This is a genomic window from Flexivirga sp. YIM B11880, from assembly GCF_058148645.1.
In genome coordinates, this window is record NZ_JBMAMH010000007.1 from 1 (window position 1) to 17,461 (window position 17,461).

The window sequence follows — 17,461 nt, forward strand, 5'->3', positions numbered from 1 at the left end:
CATCACCGGCCCCGCGACCGCGTGGACGACCCGGGTCACCGCGGTCGCCGTCGTGCGCTCCGCGACGACCGAATGTGATTGCCGGAGCACCAGATCCGCGCGGTCGACGCCCGTCTCGGCATACAGTCCGAGCCACTTGGAGACGATCTTGCTCGTGACGATGAGCACGTCACCGGCCACGAGCTCGTCCGAGAGCAGGCAGGCCAAGAGCACGGGCAGGTCCAGCTCCGGCGTGACCTCGTCGTCGAAGCCGACCGGCCGGATACAGATCATGCGCTCAGGGACAAGCCGAGTTCGACTGCCTCTCCGGCGATTTCGGCTGCGGCATCGATGTCGGTCATGAGCAGCGGGACAGCGCGGACGGCGACGTCGGATCCGGCCATGGAGGACTCGTCGGCCTTGTCGACCAACCAGCCGTCGAGGAAGTCGGCATACAGGCCGGCCACGCCGTCCGGTGTCACCCCGACGCCGATGGCGGTGAGGCACGCGTCGGCGTGCCCGCGCACCGGAGCTCCGCCGACCAGCGGACTGACGCCGATCACGGGCGCGCCCGTGCCGCGTATCGCGTCCCGCACGCCGGGCACGGACAGGATGATGCCGATCGAGACGACGGGGTTGCTCGGCGGCAGCAGCACGAGGTCGGCGGTGCGGATCGCATCGAGCACGCCGGGTGCGGCAGCGGCCTGGTTGAGCCCGGCGACGACGAATCGCTTGGCGGGCAGCGCCGCCTGGTGCTGAACCCACCACTGCTGGAAGTGAATTGCGCTCTCCGCGCCGTCCTGCTCGATCACCACGTGGGTTTCGACCGGTGTGTCGGTCATCGGCAGGAGGGTGACGCCTTGTTCGGACAGCCCCCAGCGTTGCGCGAGCCGCTCGACGACGGCGCTGAGCGGCATACCCTGGCCGAGCCACTGACTGCGGGCGATGTGCGTGCCGAAGTCGCGGTCACCGAGCCCGAACCACTGGGGTTGGGCGCCGTATGCCCCGAGCTCGCTCTGCACCACGAAGGTCTCGTCGGCGCGGCCCCAGCCCTGGCCCTCGTGCACGCCACCGCCGAGCGTGTAGAGCAGCGTGTCGAGGTCCGGGCACACCCGCAGACCGAACAGCGTGATGTCGTCCCCGGTGTTGCCGATGACGGTGAGCGAGTGCGGGCCGTCGGTCCTGCTGGACAGGTGGTGGAGCAGGCCGCGAAGGAATCGGGCGCCGCCGACACCCCCGGCGAGTGCCGTGATGCGCATCGTCCCATCGTCGCACGCCCGGCTGGGCGTGCGGACCCGGCCGGGGCGGTGACGAAAAGCGTTGCCGCACGCGGAACTGCGCGGAGGTGGCTAGCAGCTCCCGGGCTTGACGGATGGGAATGACACGCGTGTAATTAGGCCATCACGTCAGGCGAATGAGGAGGAGGAGCCGTGCAGGAGTTCACACTTTTGACCCTCTTGCACGAGGGGCTCGAGCAGGAAGAGGACGAGACAGCGCTTTCGTGGCAGGAGCGCGCATTGTGCGCGCAAACCGACCCGGAAGCGTTCTTCCCCGAAAAGGGTGGCTCCACCCGAGAGGCCAAGAAGGTCTGCATCGGGTGTGAGGTCAAGGCCGAGTGCCTCGAATACGCACTCGCTCACGACGAACGCTTCGGCATCTGGGGCGGTCTGTCCGAGCGCGAGCGTCGCAAGTTGAAGAAGCGGGCGGTCTGAGCACGACCCACGCCCGCCCCTCCCGGCACGCAGCCGAGCTGACCGGTGCCGGGTTCTTGGCGACCGACGAGGATTCCACCGACCTCACGGTCACCGCACTCCTCGTCGTCCAGCACAGCGATCACCCTCGGCTGACCGACACGCTGGAATCCCTCGTGTCCGCCCGCCGTCGTCCCGAGCGGCTCGTCGTCATCGATGCCACCCCCGGCCGCGACCTGCCCGACGTGCTCGCCGACCACCCCTCGATCGGCACCGGCAACTGGGCCCTCTCCGTCGTCACCGTCCCGCCCGGGACACCGTTCGCGGAGATCGTCGACACCGCCGTCACCGCACTGCCGGATCCCGGCGAGAACACCGTGGTCGCCCTGCGCCCACGGCGGCGTGCCCGCAAACGCCCTGTCCGTCCTCGGGATCGGGACGAATGGCTGTGGCTGCTGCACGAGGACAGCGCTCCCGCACACGACGCGCTCGAGCAACTCGTCGGCATCGTGTCGGCAAGCGATCGCGTCGGCATTGCTGGCTGCAAGATCCTCGACAGCGACGACCCCACGCGCCTGGTCAACGTCGGGATCGACCTGACCCGCACCGGTCGCCACGTCGGTTCCCGGATGCAGGGCGAACCCGACCAGGGCCAGCACGACGACCGGCGGGACGTGCTCGCGGTCAGCAGCGCCGGCATGCTGATCCGGCGGGACGTCTATCTCAGCCTCGGCGGCTTCGAGCCGGCCTTCGACGGCGACGGCGACGGACTCGACATCTCCTGGCGTGCCCACCTGACCGGTCGCCAGGTGATCGTCGTCCCCGCCGCACGCACACACCAGGATCTGGTCGGCAAGGACAGCGACGTCGACCGCCCGGCGCCGCGCAGCCCGCGCACCCTGCGCCGGCACCGGCAGGTCGCCCTCGCCCGGTGCTCGCTGCTGGGCCTGCCCTTCATGGCGCTGTGGATCCTGCTGAGTTGCACCGTGCTCGGCGTGCTCCTGCTGCTGCTGAAGCGGCCCCGCCGCTCTCTCGGCGAATTCGCCCAGGCGACAGCACCGTTCGGCATATTGCGGATCCTCGGCGCCCGCTGGCGGTTCATCGGCCGGGCCACGACCCGCCGTCGCAACCTCCGGGGGATCTTCGTGCCCTGGCGTGGTGCGGTCGAGCACGCCGTCGCCACGATGGGCGACGCCATCACGCCCGAGCCGACGCGTCGTGACATTCCGAGCACCGAGCCGGTCGAGACCGGCCCGGTCGCGGACGATGCCGAGTCCATGCCCGTCGTCGCGGGACGCCGCGGCCTGTTGCACAATCCCGGCCTGTGGGCCGTCCTCCTGCTGGTCGCCGCAGCGGGGGTGTGCTGGCGTGACCTGATCACCGGCGGTGCGGTCCGGGGCACCGGCAATGGCCTGGTCGGTGGTGCACTGCAACCGTTCACCACCGACGCCACCGGTCTGTGGCGGATGTGGCGTGACGCCTGGACAGGTCCCGGACTGGGCCATGCGAGCAGCGCCACGCCATACCTGATCGTGCTGGCGCCGCTCGCCTGGCTCGCGGAGCAGCTGCCCGGCGTCCACGGCGCTGCGTCCGGTGCTGCTGTCGTCACCTGCCTGCTGGTGCTGGCGATGCCGCTGTCCGGTCTCGTCGCCTACCGCGCCGCGCGCGTCGCGACCCACGCGCGCTGGCCGCGAGCCGCCGCAGCGCTCGCGTGGGCCGGCCTGCCGACGCTGACCACGGGGGTCGCGGGTGGTCGACTCGGCCCCGTGGTGGCGCACATCGTCTTCCCGCTGGCACTCGCCGGCTCGTTCGAGATCGGTCGGCGGCGCGCGAGCACGCCGGTGACGTGCGGCACGGTGCTCGCCGCCGCTGTCGTCGGGGCGTTCGCGCCGCCGCTGTTGATCGTGAGCTCAGTCATCGGCGTGGTGGTCGTCGTCATCGGTCCGGGCTGGGCCAGGCTGCGCGGGCTCGTCGTGGCGGTGCTGCCGTGGTTGCTGCTCGGCTGGTGGACGCGTTCGCTGCTCTCCGACTGGCGTGCGCTGCTGGCCGGCCCGGGTGGGCTGGACACCGTGCACGCGACTCCGCCGTGGCACCTGCTGCTCTTGCACCCCGGTGGGCCCGGGTCCTACTCGCTCTGGGCGAGCATCCCGGTGCTGGCCCTGGGTGTGGCCGGCCTGGTGCGCAGCGGCTTCGGCAAGGCGTCGACCGGCCTGGCTCTCGTCGGCCTGCTCGGTCTCGCAGCTGCGCTCGCCGCCGCGCACCTGCAGCTCGTCCAGTGGTCGGACGGCCCGCGCACGCCGTGGAGCGGCCTGGGGCTGGACGTCTTCGCCGCGGCGCTGATCGGCGCCGCGCTCGTCGGCTTGCGCGGTGTGCTCGCGGAGCGGCCCGGCCGGGCACCGCAGGTCGCGCGTCGCCTCGCCGTCGGCGCCACCACCGGCGCCTGTGTGCTGTTCGCGGCGGTCACCGCGCTGGCCGCCTGGGTGGCCACGCCGACCGGCAGCCTGCGTCCGGCGCCCGCCGGACCGTCCAGCGTCGTGTCCGAACAACTCACCGGCCCGAGCGCCGTGCGCTACCTACGGCTGACGATCGCGCGGTCGGGCACGATCACCTACCAGCTGATCGGGCGCGAGACCGGCCTGCCGGCTACCGGCCTCCGCCAACCCGTGCCGAGTGGTGGGGCTGCGACGGCGCAGGTCGCTCAGACCCTCCTCCAGGCCGATCACCCGGCGGAGGCGGCGGCCGGATTACGTTCGCTTGCGGTCGGTTTCGTCGTCGTCGACGGTCCGGGCAACCGCTCCGCGATCAGCGCGACGCTGCACCAGGTCGCGGGTCTCACCCAGATCTCGCGTGCCGCGCGCGCGGCTGTATGGCGGGTCGACCCGACGACGACCGACGACGGCAGGTCCGTGGTCGCCAGCAGCCGCGTCCGGCTCGACCTCGACGGGGCGCCGGTGGCGCAGCTGCCGTCCACGACCGCCCATGCGCGGTCCGTGACTCGCATCCCGGCCGGCCCGGCGGGCCGTCGGCTGGTGATCGCCGAGGGCACGGGGTGGCAGGACCATGGGCGAGTGACCGTCAACGGTCACTCCATGCCGGCGCAGGTCCGCAACGGTCAACTGAGCTACCCGGTGCCCGCATCAGGTGGCCGTCTGGTGATCGATCCCGGCCTCCAGCACCCGCACGTCGTGCTCGGCCAGGGTGTTCTTGCCGGGCTGCTGCTCTTCCTCGCCGTTCCCTTCGGCAACCGCCGGTCGAGGAGGACGTTGTGAAGCCCTGGGGTGTCCTGCGTGCGACCGCGGCGGTGCTGGCCGGAGCCGGCCTCGTCTGGGGCGCGACGCAGGCGACCGGCACCGCCGACACCACCCGGCGCTCCGACGTGCGGGCCGCGTCCGCCGACACCACGTCCGGCCGGGTGACCGAGATGTCGCTCGCGTGCACCGGAGCCGATCTGGACGGGTCGATCGAGGTCGCCTCCGCGCCGGCGCGGTGGACGCCGAAGCCGGCCGCCGACGGGACCGTGCGGGTGCAGGGTGCGACGACCGGCGCCCTCGAGCTGCGGCACGGTGGAGCGGCTGCCGCCAAGCTGCCCTCCGGGGTCACCGGCACCGTCACTGGATCCGGCGGACTGGCGAGCGGCCTGGTGGCCGGGCAGCTGCAGCTCGACCAGCGCAGCACGTCGCGCGGTCTCGCGCTCAGCAACTGCTCGGCTCCGGTGCAATCCGGATGGTTCTTCGGCGGAGGCGACCAGAAGGGCCGTGTCGCGCGGCTGGTGCTGGCCAATCCTGCGGCGACACCCACGACCGTGGACGCCTCGGTGCTCGGCGCCGACGGGGTCGACAAGTCGGCGAGCGTCGCCGGCACGGTTCTCGCACCCGGCCAGCGCAAGGTGCTCACGCTCGGCGACTTCGGGCCCGCGCTCAGCGCGGCGGCAGTGCGCGTCACCGCGTCCGGGGCGGGCGTGGTGGCCTCGCTCACCGATGCCTGGATGACGGGCGAGACACCGGTGGGGGAGAGCACCTCCTCCAATGCGGTGGCCGCTGCCCGGAACATCGTGATTCCAGCAGTCTCCGCCACCCAGGCTGCACCGGTCGTCCGACTCGCGGTCCCCGGCAGCGAGCAGGCCATCGTCCGGACCCGTGCGATCAACACTTCCGGTGCCGTGGTGACCGACCGTGTCACCACCGTGGCCGGAGAGACCACATCGGCGATCGACCTGACCGGCCTCGCCGTCGGCAGCTACGCCGTCGAGGTCACGGCCGACGTGCCGGTCGTCGCAGCGGTGATGAGTCGCACCGGAACCACCGGCACCACCGATCTCAGCTGGTCCACCGCCGCACCGCTGCTGAAGCACCCGGCCGGCATCGCCCTCCCGTCAGGCGTTCCCGGCGGCTCGGCGACCTTGATGCTCACGGCCGACACCACGAGCAGGGTCGAGGTCGTCACCACTACCTCGTCCGGAGACACCCACAGCAAAACCGTTGTGGTTCCGGCTGGTCGGGCGGTGACGAGCAGTGTCGACAATGCGCGCGCCGTGTGGCTTCGTCCGGTCGGTGGTGGTGCAGTGCACGCTGCCGTCACGGTCACGGGACGGGATGCGTCGGGTGACTTCCTGGCGACGGTGCCGGTGCAGCCGGTCACCCTCAGCCAGGCGACGTCCCGGCTGGTGCCGGCGCGCGGCTGAGTCCGGCGATCAGTCCTGCTGAGCCGCGAGCCACTGACCGTAGGTTGCGCCACCCCGAATCGCGTCCGGACCCGGCAGATTGGAACCCTCTGCGAACCGCCGCATGGTGCTGCCGAGAGCGGGCAGGCGCACTACGTGTGGCGTGCGGCGCCCTTCCACGTGCGCGGTGAGCACTGCGAGCTCCCGCGCGGAGAGGATCTCCGGCCCGGCATACTCGGTGACCTCGGTGGGCAGGTTTTCGTCGAGTGCCAGATCGACCAATTGCGATGCTAGCCATGCCGACTCGACGGGTGCGAAGCGCAGACCGCGCATTCCGATGCCGAAACCACCGAACTGACTGCCGATGAGCCGGTGCACGAGCTCATGGATCTGGGTCGCTCGCACGATGGCATGGGGACGGCGAGCGTCCGTCACCACCGTTTCCGCCGCCGCCTTCGCGCGGTAGTAGGGGAGCGGGTTGTCCCAGCAGCCGACGATCGACACGTGGATCACCCGGGCTTGTGGATTGTGCTCGGCGAGCGTTGCGCACAACCGCCGAGTGCCGTCGACGTCGACGTCCTGGCTGTTTTTCGCATCACTCGCACAATGGATGACCGCTTGCACGGAGTCGACCGCTGCTCGCAGCCCGGAGCCCGTCGCGAGGTCGCCCTCGATCTCCCGGACCCCGGGCGCCGATCGACCTGTGGACCGGGTGAGAACCGTTGCCGGCACACCGGATCGGAGCAGTTCCTGGACAACTTGCGAGCCGATGGTCCCGGTGCCGCCGGTCACCAGCACCGGTGGCCGGGCGATGCCGGGGAGTCCTGGGATGAGTGGTGGCGGGTCGGTGGCCTGCGACATCAGTCCTCCAGGTCGTCCGGGTGAATGCCGATCACGTGGGCGACCTGCTCGGCGAGCACGTCCCACACCAGCTCGGCCAGCTCACCGTCCTCGGACGCCCGCGACTCGATCGGCCGGCGGTAGAGCACGACGCGTGCCGAGGTGCCCCGGCCGGCAGCGTACGCGCGTCCGAGGGCGAGCTCCGCTTCCCACGGTGGCGGGTCGGTGGACGGCACGTCCTCGACGGCGAACTCGATGCCGTCGAGTTTGCGTTTCAGCCGTCGTTCGAGACTCTCCACGCCGTCGAGCACGAGCTCGTCGAACTGTGCTGACCTGCTGCGCATCGCCGGCACCGGCGGCCACGCGAGCGGGCCCCGGAAGCCGCGTCCGTGCCGGTCGATGGTCATGTCGGTCCCCTCCTCCGTCGGGCCCCGCCATTCCCTCGAGCCCACGGTCGCTCGCTCCGCTCGCTCATGATCCGACCTTAGTCAATAGGCGACGGTGGCCGGGCGACCGGCGTGCCGAACGGGCACCGTCACCGGTGTGTCCTAGAGTCGAGCAACGTGACTGGTCCGAGAGTGAAGCGCCTGTGTTCCCGCACTGCCTGCAAGGCGGCCGCAGTTGCCACCCTCACCTATGTGCATGCCGACCAGACGGTGGTGCTCGGCCCGCTCGCGACCTACGCGGAGCCGCACACCTACGACCTGTGCGCCGATCACACCACGCGGCTGACGGCGCCCCGCGGATGGGACGTGGTGCGCCTCGCGATCGACCTGACCGAACCCGAGCCGACCCCGGACGACCTGCTGGCGCTCGCGGACGCGGTGCGCGCGGCGGCCGCCCCGCCGGCTCCTTTTCCGCAGGCCCCACGAGCGGGTGAGCGACCGGTCCTGACCGTGCTGCGCGGCAGGGAATAGGCTCACCGTTCGTGACAGCACCCCGGCTCGCCGACTTCTGCAAGGCGTATGACGTTCGCGGGCTCGTGCCCGATCAGTTGAGCGACGAGGTCGCGACCGCGATCGGCGCGGCCTTCGCCCGCGTGGTCGCCATTCCGGAGGGCGCGAGCGCAGTGGTGGTCGGTCATGACATGCGCCCCAGTTCGCCGTCGCTCGCCGACGCGTTCGGCCGCGGTGTCGCCCGGACCGGTCTCGACGTGGTGCAGATCGGGCTGTGTTCGACCGACGGGCTCTATTACGCGAGTGGTGCGTTGCAGCTGCCCGGAGCGATGTTCACCGCCAGTCACAACCCGGCTCAGTACAACGGCATCAAGCTGTGCCGGGCCGGTGCCCGGCCGGTGAGCCGGGAGACCGGCCTGGCTGAGATCACCGCTCTCGCCCAGGGCTGGCTGGACGACCCGTCGACAGTGGAGTCGTCGGGTCGGCCCGGAGCGATCGCCCATCAGGACCTGCTCGCCGACTACGCCGCGTTTCTTCGCGGACTGGTGGACCTGTCCGGCAGTCGCCGGCTCAAGGTCGTCGTCGATGCGGGCAACGGGATGGGTGGACACACCGTGCCGGCTGTGCTCGGCGCGGTCGCCGGTTTGCCGGCGCTGCCGATCGAGGTGGTGCCGCTGTATTTCGAGCTCGACGGCACCTTTCCCAACCATGAGGCGAACCCTCTCGAGCCGGAAAACCTGCGCGATCTGCAGCGCGCCGTGGTCGAGCAGCACGCCGATGCGGGGCTCGCCTTCGACGGTGACGCCGACCGCTGTTTCGTCGTGGACGAGCGCGGCGAGCCGGTGAGTCCCTCGGCGGTGACGGCGCTGGTCGCGTCCCGGGAGATCGCCAAGGCCGGCGAGGGAGCCCGGATCGTGCACAACCTGATCTCCTCCCGGGCAGTGCCGGAGATCATTACCGAGTGCGGCGGCGAACCGATCCGGACCCGCGTCGGCCATTCGTTCATCAAGGCCGAAATGGCTTCCCATCAGGCGGTTTTCGGGGGCGAGCACTCGGCCCATTACTATTTCAAGGATTTTTGGTATGCCGACACCGGCATGCTGGCGGCCATGCACGTGCTCGCGGCGCTCGGCGAGCAGGACCGTCCGTTGTCGGAGCTGGCATCGTCATACAGCCGCTATGTCGCCTCCGGCGAGATCAACTCGCGGGTCGTCGACGCGGCGGCGGCAACCGAGCGCGTGCGCGCGTGGGCGTCGCACCACGACGTCACCGAGGACACCCTCGACGGACTCACGATCAGCCACGACGGTGAGCCGATGTGGTGGCTCAACGTCCGGGCGAGCAACACAGAGCCGCTGCTCCGACTCAACGTCGAGGCGGCGGATCGTGGGACCATGGAGCGGGTCCGTGACGGCGCCCTGGAGCAGATTCGCGAGGAGAGCAAGGCATGAGCGAGCGCAGCGAGCGACCAATGGACGCAGGGCGAATGCAGAGCCCGACGCAGGAGGGGTCTGCATGAGTGCAAGCACGATTGATCCGTGGCTCCGGGAGATCCTGCGTTGCCCCGTGGGACTGCACGAGCTGGTCGACGGCACCGGCCCCGACGGCGAACCCGAGCTGCAGTGCGCGACCGACTGTGGTGCTCCGGGACAGCGTCGTGGCTACCCGGTCGAGGACGGCGTGCCGGTGTTGCTTGCCGACGAGTCACGAGTGTTCTCAATCTGATCCGAGGCGACGATGCCCTATCTCGATGAGGCCGGCCTCGACGATCCGGACGAATTGGCCCGGCGTGACTCGCGGGAGACGTTGCGGGCGCTGGCGACCGCCGGCGCCCAGGTCCGGGAGGCCATCACCCTGTCGACGGAAGGTGGAATCGACCGGGTGAGCTACGGCGAGCGTCCGCGGTCCGTCGTGGTGGCCGCACTCGGCGGCAGTGCGGTGGTGGCCGACGTGCTGGAGATGCTCGCCGAACCGTCGTCCCCGGTGCCGGTGACCGTGCGCCGCAACCTGCCCATTCCCGGATGGGTGGGACCACTCGATCTGGTGATCGCGGTGTCCCTGTCGGGTCGTGCAGAAGGGCCGGTCGCCGTTGCGAGGGAAGCCACACGACGGGGTGCGGCACTACTCACGGTCGGTGCGGACGACTCTCCGCTCGCCGAGGTGAGCCACCGCGCACGCGGTGTGCACATCGGTGTCGGGCGAGGCCGCACGTCGTCCCGAACCTCCTTGTGGTCGTTGCTCACTCCGGTGCTGATGGCGGGAGACATCCTCGGCCTGATCGACGTGCCCGACTCGGTTCTCCCCGAAGTCGCCGGACGGCTGGACGAGCAAGCGGAAGCGTGCCGGCCGTCATCCGAGTCCTTCGTCAATCCCGCCAAGCTGATCGCCGTGCAGACGGCGGAGACCGTGCCGGTCGTCCTCGGTGACGGTGCGCTCTCCGGTGTCGCCGCGCGGCGCGCAGCGGCGATGCTCGCCCAGACGGCGCGGATCCCCGCGACCTGGGGCGAGCTGCCGGACGCGGCATCGCAGGTCGTCGCGTGTTTCGACGGACCGTTCACGGCGGGTGGAGGGGTGGGCGCGGCGGCGGCACGTCAGGCGGACATCTTCGCCGACCCGTTCCTGGATGCGCCGGCGCAGCCGAAACTCGGGCTGATGATGCTGCGGGACGCGCCAGTGCGTCCACCGACACCCGAGAGCGATGCGGCCGACGCACTCACCGAGGCAGTGCTCGGCACGGCCCGTGCGGCCGGCGCGCATATCATCGAATCAACAGCCACTGCAGGGCATTCGGTCGCTCGGCTGGCGGAGCTGATGTCGCTGACCGATTTCGCCGCAACCTATCTCGCGCTCGGCCTGGGCGTGGATCCAGCGGTCTCGCCGCACGTCGCGGACCTCCGCGACCGGACGTCGGGTCAGCTCTAGACCCGATCGGTGACCGGTTGGCGCCGGATGAGGGCGCTGTCGCCGACCGCAACCAGGAGCAGCACGACTGCCGTGATCACGAACACCGGGCGGAGTCCGAGATGCGCTCCGACATACCCGCCCATCAGCGGCCCGGTGACCTGACCGACGTACTGAGCGGAGACCGACAGCCCCAGCGCGCGACCGACGACGCGATCGGGGACACGGTGCCGAACGGCGGCGGTGATGGCCGGCATCAGCCCGCCGAGCGCCGCGCCCATGACGAGCCGGAGGACCGCGAGGACGACGACGTTGGGAGCGGCGGCCTGGGCGAGCAGGAGCACTCCGGCCGCGACGAGTGACCCGGTGATCACGGTGAGGTGCCCGATGCGGTCGCCGAGGCGACCCAGCCGAGGAGCCGACACGATGCTGCCCGCCGCTCCGAGCGCCATGATCACACCCGCCTGGAAGGACGCGTGCCCGGAGTCGCGGCTCAGCTGCTCCACGAACACGGTGATGATGGGCTCCACCGACATGGTGGCGAAGAGCAGCAGGCTGGAGGTTGCGAGGAGCATGGCGACGACTGTCGGCTGCGGCAGTTGCGACCAGGTGCGGCCTTCGTGGAGCTCCTTGCTGTGCGGTCGTTTCCGCTCTTCGTGCAGCAGAGTGGTGGTCGCGATGAAGGCCAGGAAGATCAAGCCGCCGGCGACGAAGAACGTCGTGCGCACGCCGACGAGTTCGGGCGCGAAGCCGCCGAAGAGCGGGCCCACGATATTGCCGGCCATCACGCCGCCGGACAGGATGCCGAGCGCCCAGGCACTGCGTTCCTTCGGGGTCTGCGCGGCAACCAGGATCGTGGAGCCGGACGCGTAGCCGCCGAGCAGGCCGGTGAGCAGCCGCAGTCCGAGCAGTTGCCAGACGTTCTGGGCCAGTCCGATGCAGGACATGACGATCGCCATGCCGAGGCTGGCGCGGATGAGCATGGACTTGCGGCCGAAACGGTCGCCGAGGGCGCCCCACAGCGGCGCGGTGAGGGCGGCAGTGAAGAAGGTGGCGCTGTAGGCGATGCCCGACCAACGCAACACCGATGCTCGGTCATGGACGCCGAGCTGTTCGACGAAGATCGGGAGATACGGGACGAGCATCGTCATCGCGACGATCGTCGTGAACGAACCACCCACGCAGACAAAGAGATTGCGCCGCCAGTGCGTCCCCTCTGCCATGAGGACAGCGTGCTCTCCGACACCGCCCGCGGACAGGGGCCATCCGTATGATGGACGCAATGCCCGGCATGTGGACGCTGGGTCGTCGCGACGGAGCGTCCGGCGGCATCGCCTGCGGCGCGGCATACATTGGGTGCGTGACGCATTTCGACTTGGCCATCATCGGCACGGGATCCGGCAATTCGCTGGTCACGCCGGACTTCGACGACAAGCGCGTGGCGGTGATCGAAGAGGGCCTCTTCGGCGGGACCTGCCTCAACGTGGGATGCATTCCCACGAAGATGTTCGTGTATGCCGCTGACGTGGCCGACACGGTCACGGACTCGGCCAAATACGGCGTTGAATCCACGCTGGACGCAGTGCGGTGGCGTGACATTCGCGATCGGATCTTCGGGCGGATCGATCCGATCGCGGCGGCCGGTCGCTCCTACCGGGAGCACGGCCCGAACACCACCGCGTTCGAGGGCCATGCCGAGTTCGTCGGGCGACGTGAGTTGCGGGTGCACGTCGGTGATTGCGTCGAGGAGGTGACGGCCGACCAGGTCGTGGTCGCTACCGGCGCGCATTCGGTTGTGCCCGACGTTGTTTCGGAGTCCGGTGTTCCTTTCCAGACGAGCGACACGATCATGCGCATCGATGAGCTGCCGCGGTCGATGGTGATTCTGGGTGGCGGTTTCATCGCCTCGGAGTTCGCGCATGTCTTCGGGGCGCTCGGCGTCGACGTGCGCATCGTCAATCGGAGTTCGAGATTGCTGCGCAAGGAGGACGAGCAGATCAGCAAGGACTTCACGGCTCTAGCGGTCAAGCAGTGGGAAGTGCACCTCGACGCCACCGTGGTCGGCGTCAAGGAGGCAGCCACGGAGCTCGTGCTGGAGCTCGACTCCGGCGAACTGGTCACGGGCGAGATGCTGCTCGTCGCAACGGGGCGTCGGCCCAACACCCAGCGGCTCGGCCTCGAAAGAGCGGGTGTCGCAACGCACTCCGATGGACGGGTGCGTGTCGATGAGTTCGGGCGCACCACTGCTGACGGCGTCTGGTCGCTGGGCGACGTGAGTTCGTCACACCAGCTGAAACACGTCGCCAACCACGAAGCGCGCGTGGTTGCGCACAACCTCGTGCATCCCGAAGACCTCTGGGCGTTCGACCACCGGTTCGTGCCCTCGGCGGTGTTCACCCATCCGCAGATCGCGTCGGTCGGTCTGACCGAAGCCGCCGCCCGGGACGCCGGCATCGACGTCACGGTGAAGGTCCAGAAATACGGTGACACGGCATACGGCTGGGCCATGGAGGACACCACGAGCATCTTCAAGGTGATCGCCGATCGCCATACAAAACTCATCGTCGGCGCACATGTGATGGGTCCCGACGCGAGCACGCTGATCCAGCCGGTCATCCAGGCGATGAGCTTCGGCCAGACGGCGCCGGAGGTGGCGCGCGGTCAGTACTGGATCCACCCGGCCCTCGCCGAGGTGGTCGAGAACGCCCTGCTGGGGCTCGATTTCGGGTGACACCCGGTCTGTGAGCGTTCGCTGGACGGCTGCTGCATAGACTTCCCGCATGGCAGGTGGACTGGTCGCGCTGCTGGACGATGTCGCGGCGCTCGCAAAGCTCGCTGCGGCGTCGTTGGACGACGTCGGCGCTGCGACCGGCCGGGCGAGCGCGAAGGCGGTCGGCGTCGTCGTCGACGACACGGCGGTCACGCCAAGGTATGTCGAGGGCCTCTCGGCGCAGCGGGAACTCCCGATCATCAAGAAGATCGCGGTCGGCTCACTGCGCAACAAGTTGTTGCTGATCCTGCCGGTTGCGTTGATTCTCAGTCAGTTCGCCGAGTGGGCGCTCACACCAATCCTGATGCTCGGTGGCGCCTACCTGTCGTTCGAGGGAGCCGAGAAGATCTGGGAGGCATTGTCGGGTCACCGCGAGTCAGCGACCGACCGGCCCAAGGACGAAGGCAAGGTGATCGCGGCGGCGATCCGCACCGACCTCATCCTGTCCGCGGAGATCATGGTGATCGCTCTCAACGAGGTCGACCACGAGCCCTTCCTCTCACGGGCGGCGATCCTGATCGTCGTGGCAATCTTCATCACGGCGCTGGTGTATGGCGTCGTGGCGCTGATCGTGAAGATGGATGACATCGGCCTTGGGCTTGCCGACGGAGCGACCGGGGGACGTGAGCGGATCGGGCGGGGGCTGGTCACCGGCATGCCGGTCGTGCTGCGGGTGCTGTCGACGGTCGGCGTCGTGGCCATGCTCTGGGTGGGCGGGCACATCCTGCTGAACGGCTTCGACGATCTCGGCTGGAATGCGCCATACAGCGTAGTTCATCGCCTGGAGCACGCCGTGCACGATGCCACGGGCGCGCTCGGCTCCGTGCTGGGCTGGGTGGTGAACACGTTTTTCTCGGCCGTCTTCGGTGCCGTCGTCGGCGCGCTCATCGTGGCGGTGCTGCATTTCCTGCCGAAACGGTCCGGGCGCGATGCTGCGCAGGGAGCTGCCTGAGCGGCTACCGGGTGCCATTGACCGCAACGAATCTCGCGACATAGTCGGCTTGTTCGGGCGTTTCGATCGCGCGCGGATCGTATGCCGCCCTGACGTGGTCGATGGCCGCTGCAGGTGAGAGGCCGTCGAGGGTCGCCAGGCAGGCGAGTGCGGTGCCGGTGCGGCCGAGGCCGCCCATGCAGGCCACTTCGACGCGGTCGGTCAGGGCATGCTGCCAGGCGACCGTGATGGCTCGGTCGGCCGACACCGGATCGGCCGGCAGGCCGAAGTCGGCCCATTCGATCCACTCGTGGGACCAGGGAACGCCGCGGACCGGCGTGGCGAGTAGATAGAGCCCGAACTCCGGGTCGATCGGCATCTCGGGGTGAGCCTGCAGACCTCGACCGCGGATGAGACGCCCGGAGGGCAGCGCGATGACGCGGGCGTCCGTGACGCTCCAGTGGCTCATGGATCCACCGTATGACGCAATGCCTGACGTGACGGCGCAGCAGAGCGGATTGAGTAGGCCGGGGGAGCACCGGGGGACGTCCCGAAAGGCGGTGCGCCTCGGCGAAACAGTCAGTTACGTCCGAGAACCTGTGGACAAGACGGGCTCGCAGAGGGGGACAACACTGGCCCGAAAACCATTGTCAACGCGTGAGCCGGGCGGGAGTCAGCGCATGTTGCCGGTGTGACCGAGCGAGAAGCGACCGGGCTGGGGCCAGACGAGCAGGCCGTGCGGGCCCGGGTCGACGGGGATCTTGTGGATCAGCTTGCCGGTGCGAGTGTCGAAGACGTAGACGACCGAGTTGTACCGACCGGACAGCCACAGTTGCGTTCCGTCCGCGGAGAGTCCGCCCATGTCGGGGGAGCCTCCACCTGGAATGCGCCACTTGGCAACGGGTTTCAGCGTCTGTGCGTTCAGCACAGTGATCGAGCCTTCGTCCCTGTTGCTGACGTAGATCTCCTTGCCGTCGCGGGACGGGTAGATGCCGTGAGCGCCCTTGCCAGTGCGGACGAAACGTTCGAAGGCGAACGTGCGTGCGTTGAAGATCCAGACTCCGTTGCGGAGCATGTCGGCAATGAGGAAGTGTTTGCCGTCGGGCGCGAGCCGGACGTCCTGTGGCATGGCGGACGCGCCAGGGTCCAGGCTCGCGGCGGGACCGCCCATACTCTTGGCCATCTTCGGGTCGGTTGCGCCGGAGGTGCGAATCGCGTTGAGATTGATGACTTTGTCGACGTGCGTGGCGTCACTGTTGACGACCAGGAGCTTGCCGCTGAACTCGCAGGACGCTACGAACGTCGTGAGCTCGGCGGTGAAGTCGGCGTGGTTGACGCCATTGCAGGGCACGTGCAGCGAGCGCTGCAGCGCCATGGTGTGCGGGTTGCGCACGTCGATCCGGTCCAGCGCCTCGGCCATGACGAGCGCATGCCTGCCGTCGGGGCTGAAGTAGAGGTTGTACGGGAAGGCGACCTTGATCGCGCGACCCGGCTTGCCGGTGTCCGGGTTGATCGGAGTCAGCCGGTATCCCGCGTCGCTGTTGACCCAGAGGGTCTTTTCGTCATAGCTGGGAACGACGTGTTCGGGGGACGCGGCGACGTCATACGTCGCGATGATCTTGAAGCTGTGCGGGTCGATCACTTGGACCCGTCCCGACAACTGCTCCGGCACGTAGACCAGCTCCTTGGCCCGGCGGGCGATCCGGCTGATGTCGGCAGGGCTCGTCGTGTGTGCGTAGACCGGCAGTCCGTCGGGTGCGAGTCCGAACGCCGGCGCAGTTGTTGTGCTGCTGCTCGAGGCGGACGTCGCTGGCGCCGTTGCGGCGGATGTGTGTGCCGGAGTGCTGGTTGCGCTGCAGGCGGCGAGCCCGGACATCGCCGCGGCGGCGAGGACGATGCGACTAGTTCTTGACAACAACGGGATCTCCTGGCGCGGACAGCAGGCTGGTCACGGTACGAGGTCGGAAACCTTTGGCCAACAAGGAATCCAAGAGCGTGGGCAGAGCGTCGACGGTGCCTTGGTGACCGAAGTGCAGGCTGATGATCGATCCGCCGCGGACGGACCGTAGCACGTTCTGGATCACGGCGTTGGGACCCGGATCCGTGTAGTCGAGAGAGTCCACGTCATACGAGATGCACCGGTGGTAGCCCGCCGCATGAGCGGCGGCCCGGATGATCGTCGTGCTGGTCGGAGTGCCTGACGGGCGGAACAACGGACCGGCCTCATGCCGGACGGCAGCGACCGCTGCAGCTCCCCTCGCCACCTCCGAGTCCGCCTCGGCGAGGCTGAGCGTGCGCATCGGACGGTGGCTCCAGGTGTGGTTGCCGAGATCATGACCCTCGGCCAGGATCCGGTGCACGAGAGGGTGATTCGTCGCTGCCCACATGCCGACCGCGAACACCGTCACCGGTGTGCGGCGCTGTTTGAGTATGTCGAGCAGCCGTCCCGCCATCGATGACGGCCCGGCACCGTGGAAGGTGAGTGCGATGTCATTGCTCGTCCGGGGGCCTGCTGCGATGTCCGGTCCGTCGGTGCTGAGGATGGCCGGCACGGCAGCGGACGCCCTCGGTGTCGACGAAGAGCGTGCTGCCGTGCTCGGCGACGCCGTGCGGGATGCTCGCTCCGTCGCGCTGCCGGTGGCCGAGCTGCCGCACGCGGTCAGCCCTCCTGCGACGATGGCGGCGCCCGCGGCGACGACGCCACGCCGCGCGATCGTGCGGTCGCCGTCGGGCGGCCCGCTTGCTCTGGACCTGTCTGGGACATCCTGCATGGTCAACTCTTACCCCACGCGG

General features: G+C 69.4%; 16 protein-coding genes and 1 pseudogene. 9 read left to right on the plus strand and 8 right to left on the minus strand.

Annotated elements, in window-relative coordinates; genetic code table 11:
* Window positions 1-273, minus strand: a pseudogene (locus ACN8HC_RS11580) (hypothetical protein); the annotation flags it as partial.
* Window positions 270-1,238, minus strand: a complete 969-nt coding sequence (gene cofD, locus ACN8HC_RS11585; RefSeq protein WP_490074994.1) for a 2-phospho-L-lactate transferase — start codon at window positions 1,236-1,238, stop codon at window positions 270-272. The pseudogene ACN8HC_RS11580 and the gene cofD, both read right to left, overlap by 4 nt.
* A 171-nt stretch (window positions 1,239-1,409) precedes the next feature.
* Here cofD and ACN8HC_RS11590 point away from each other — a divergent pair, with 171 nt between their 5' ends.
* From ACN8HC_RS11590 to ACN8HC_RS11600, 3 genes are read left to right on the plus strand one after another with little or no spacing between them, the layout of a single operon-like run.
* Window positions 1,410-1,691: a WhiB family transcriptional regulator gene (locus ACN8HC_RS11590; RefSeq protein ID WP_425484755.1), complete on the plus strand. Its 282-nt coding sequence runs from the start codon at window positions 1,410-1,412 to the stop codon at window positions 1,689-1,691.
* Window positions 1,692-1,747: 56 nt separating this feature from the next.
* Window positions 1,748-4,939: a glycosyltransferase gene (locus ACN8HC_RS11595; protein ID WP_490074995.1), complete on the plus strand. Its 3,192-nt coding sequence runs from the start codon at window positions 1,748-1,750 to the stop codon at window positions 4,937-4,939.
* Window positions 4,936-6,351 (plus strand): DUF5719 family protein, encoded by a 1,416-nt coding sequence (locus tag ACN8HC_RS11600; protein WP_490074996.1) that lies wholly within the window; start codon window positions 4,936-4,938, stop codon window positions 6,349-6,351. Before ACN8HC_RS11595 ends, ACN8HC_RS11600 begins: the two co-directional genes overlap by 4 nt.
* 9 nt (window positions 6,352-6,360) lie before the next feature.
* Here ACN8HC_RS11600 and ACN8HC_RS11605 read toward each other — a convergent pair whose 3' ends face one another.
* A complete protein-coding gene (locus tag ACN8HC_RS11605) occupies window positions 6,361-7,191 on the minus strand; it encodes an SDR family oxidoreductase (RefSeq protein ID WP_490074997.1) in 831 nt (276 codons plus the stop codon).
* Window positions 7,191-7,577, minus strand: a complete 387-nt coding sequence (locus ACN8HC_RS11610) for a metallopeptidase family protein (protein ID WP_490074998.1) — start codon at window positions 7,575-7,577, stop codon at window positions 7,191-7,193. Before ACN8HC_RS11610 ends, ACN8HC_RS11605 begins: the two co-directional genes overlap by 1 nt.
* Window positions 7,578-7,733: 156 nt before the next feature.
* On the opposite strand from ACN8HC_RS11610, the gene ACN8HC_RS11615 reads away from it, so the two are divergent.
* From ACN8HC_RS11615 to ACN8HC_RS11630, 4 genes are all read left to right on the plus strand, one after another.
* Entirely contained in the window at window positions 7,734-8,087 is a 354-nt protein-coding gene (locus ACN8HC_RS11615) for a DUF3499 domain-containing protein (protein WP_490074999.1), read from the plus strand.
* Window positions 8,088-8,098: 11 nt separating this feature from the next.
* Entirely contained in the window at window positions 8,099-9,517 is a 1,419-nt protein-coding gene (locus ACN8HC_RS11620; protein ID WP_490075000.1) for a phosphomannomutase/phosphoglucomutase, read from the plus strand.
* A 64-nt stretch (window positions 9,518-9,581) separates the two neighbouring features.
* Window positions 9,582-9,791, plus strand: coding sequence for a Trm112 family protein (locus ACN8HC_RS11625; protein WP_490075001.1), 210 nt, complete (start codon window positions 9,582-9,584; stop codon window positions 9,789-9,791).
* A 12-nt stretch (window positions 9,792-9,803) separates the two neighbouring features.
* Window positions 9,804-10,988 (plus strand): SIS domain-containing protein, encoded by a 1,185-nt coding sequence (locus ACN8HC_RS11630; RefSeq protein ID WP_490075002.1) that lies wholly within the window; start codon window positions 9,804-9,806, stop codon window positions 10,986-10,988.
* Here the strand turns inward: ACN8HC_RS11630 and ACN8HC_RS11635 are convergent.
* Entirely contained in the window at window positions 10,985-12,190 is a 1,206-nt protein-coding gene (locus ACN8HC_RS11635) for an MFS transporter (protein WP_490075003.1), read from the minus strand. The two genes, ACN8HC_RS11630 and ACN8HC_RS11635, sit on opposite strands and share 4 nt — an antisense overlap.
* A 59-nt stretch (window positions 12,191-12,249) precedes the next feature.
* Between ACN8HC_RS11635 and ACN8HC_RS11640 the strand changes: the two genes are divergently transcribed.
* Both ACN8HC_RS11640 and ACN8HC_RS11645 read left to right on the plus strand, forming a co-directional pair.
* Complete coding sequence (locus ACN8HC_RS11640; protein WP_490075004.1) at window positions 12,250-13,698, plus strand: mycothione reductase; 1,449 nt, start codon at window positions 12,250-12,252, stop codon at window positions 13,696-13,698.
* Window positions 13,699-13,747: 49 nt separating this feature from the next.
* Window positions 13,748-14,689: a DUF808 domain-containing protein gene (locus ACN8HC_RS11645; protein ID WP_490075005.1), complete on the plus strand. Its 942-nt coding sequence runs from the start codon at window positions 13,748-13,750 to the stop codon at window positions 14,687-14,689.
* A gap of 4 nt (window positions 14,690-14,693) precedes the next feature.
* On the opposite strand, the gene ACN8HC_RS11650 is transcribed toward ACN8HC_RS11645, so the two are convergent.
* From ACN8HC_RS11650 to ACN8HC_RS11660, 3 genes are all read right to left on the minus strand, one after another.
* Complete coding sequence (locus ACN8HC_RS11650; RefSeq protein WP_490075006.1) at window positions 14,694-15,137, minus strand: protein-tyrosine phosphatase family protein; 444 nt, start codon at window positions 15,135-15,137, stop codon at window positions 14,694-14,696.
* Between the two features lie 204 nt (window positions 15,138-15,341).
* Window positions 15,342-16,583 carry a YncE family protein gene (locus tag ACN8HC_RS11655; RefSeq protein ID WP_490075007.1) on the minus strand — a complete coding sequence of 414 codons (1,242 nt, stop codon included), beginning with the start codon at window positions 16,581-16,583 and terminating at the stop codon, window positions 15,342-15,344.
* Window positions 16,570-17,439 (minus strand): polysaccharide deacetylase family protein, encoded by an 870-nt coding sequence (locus tag ACN8HC_RS11660; RefSeq protein ID WP_490075008.1) that lies wholly within the window; start codon window positions 17,437-17,439, stop codon window positions 16,570-16,572. Before ACN8HC_RS11660 ends, ACN8HC_RS11655 begins: the two co-directional genes overlap by 14 nt.
* Window positions 17,440-17,461: the final 22 nt, after the last annotated feature.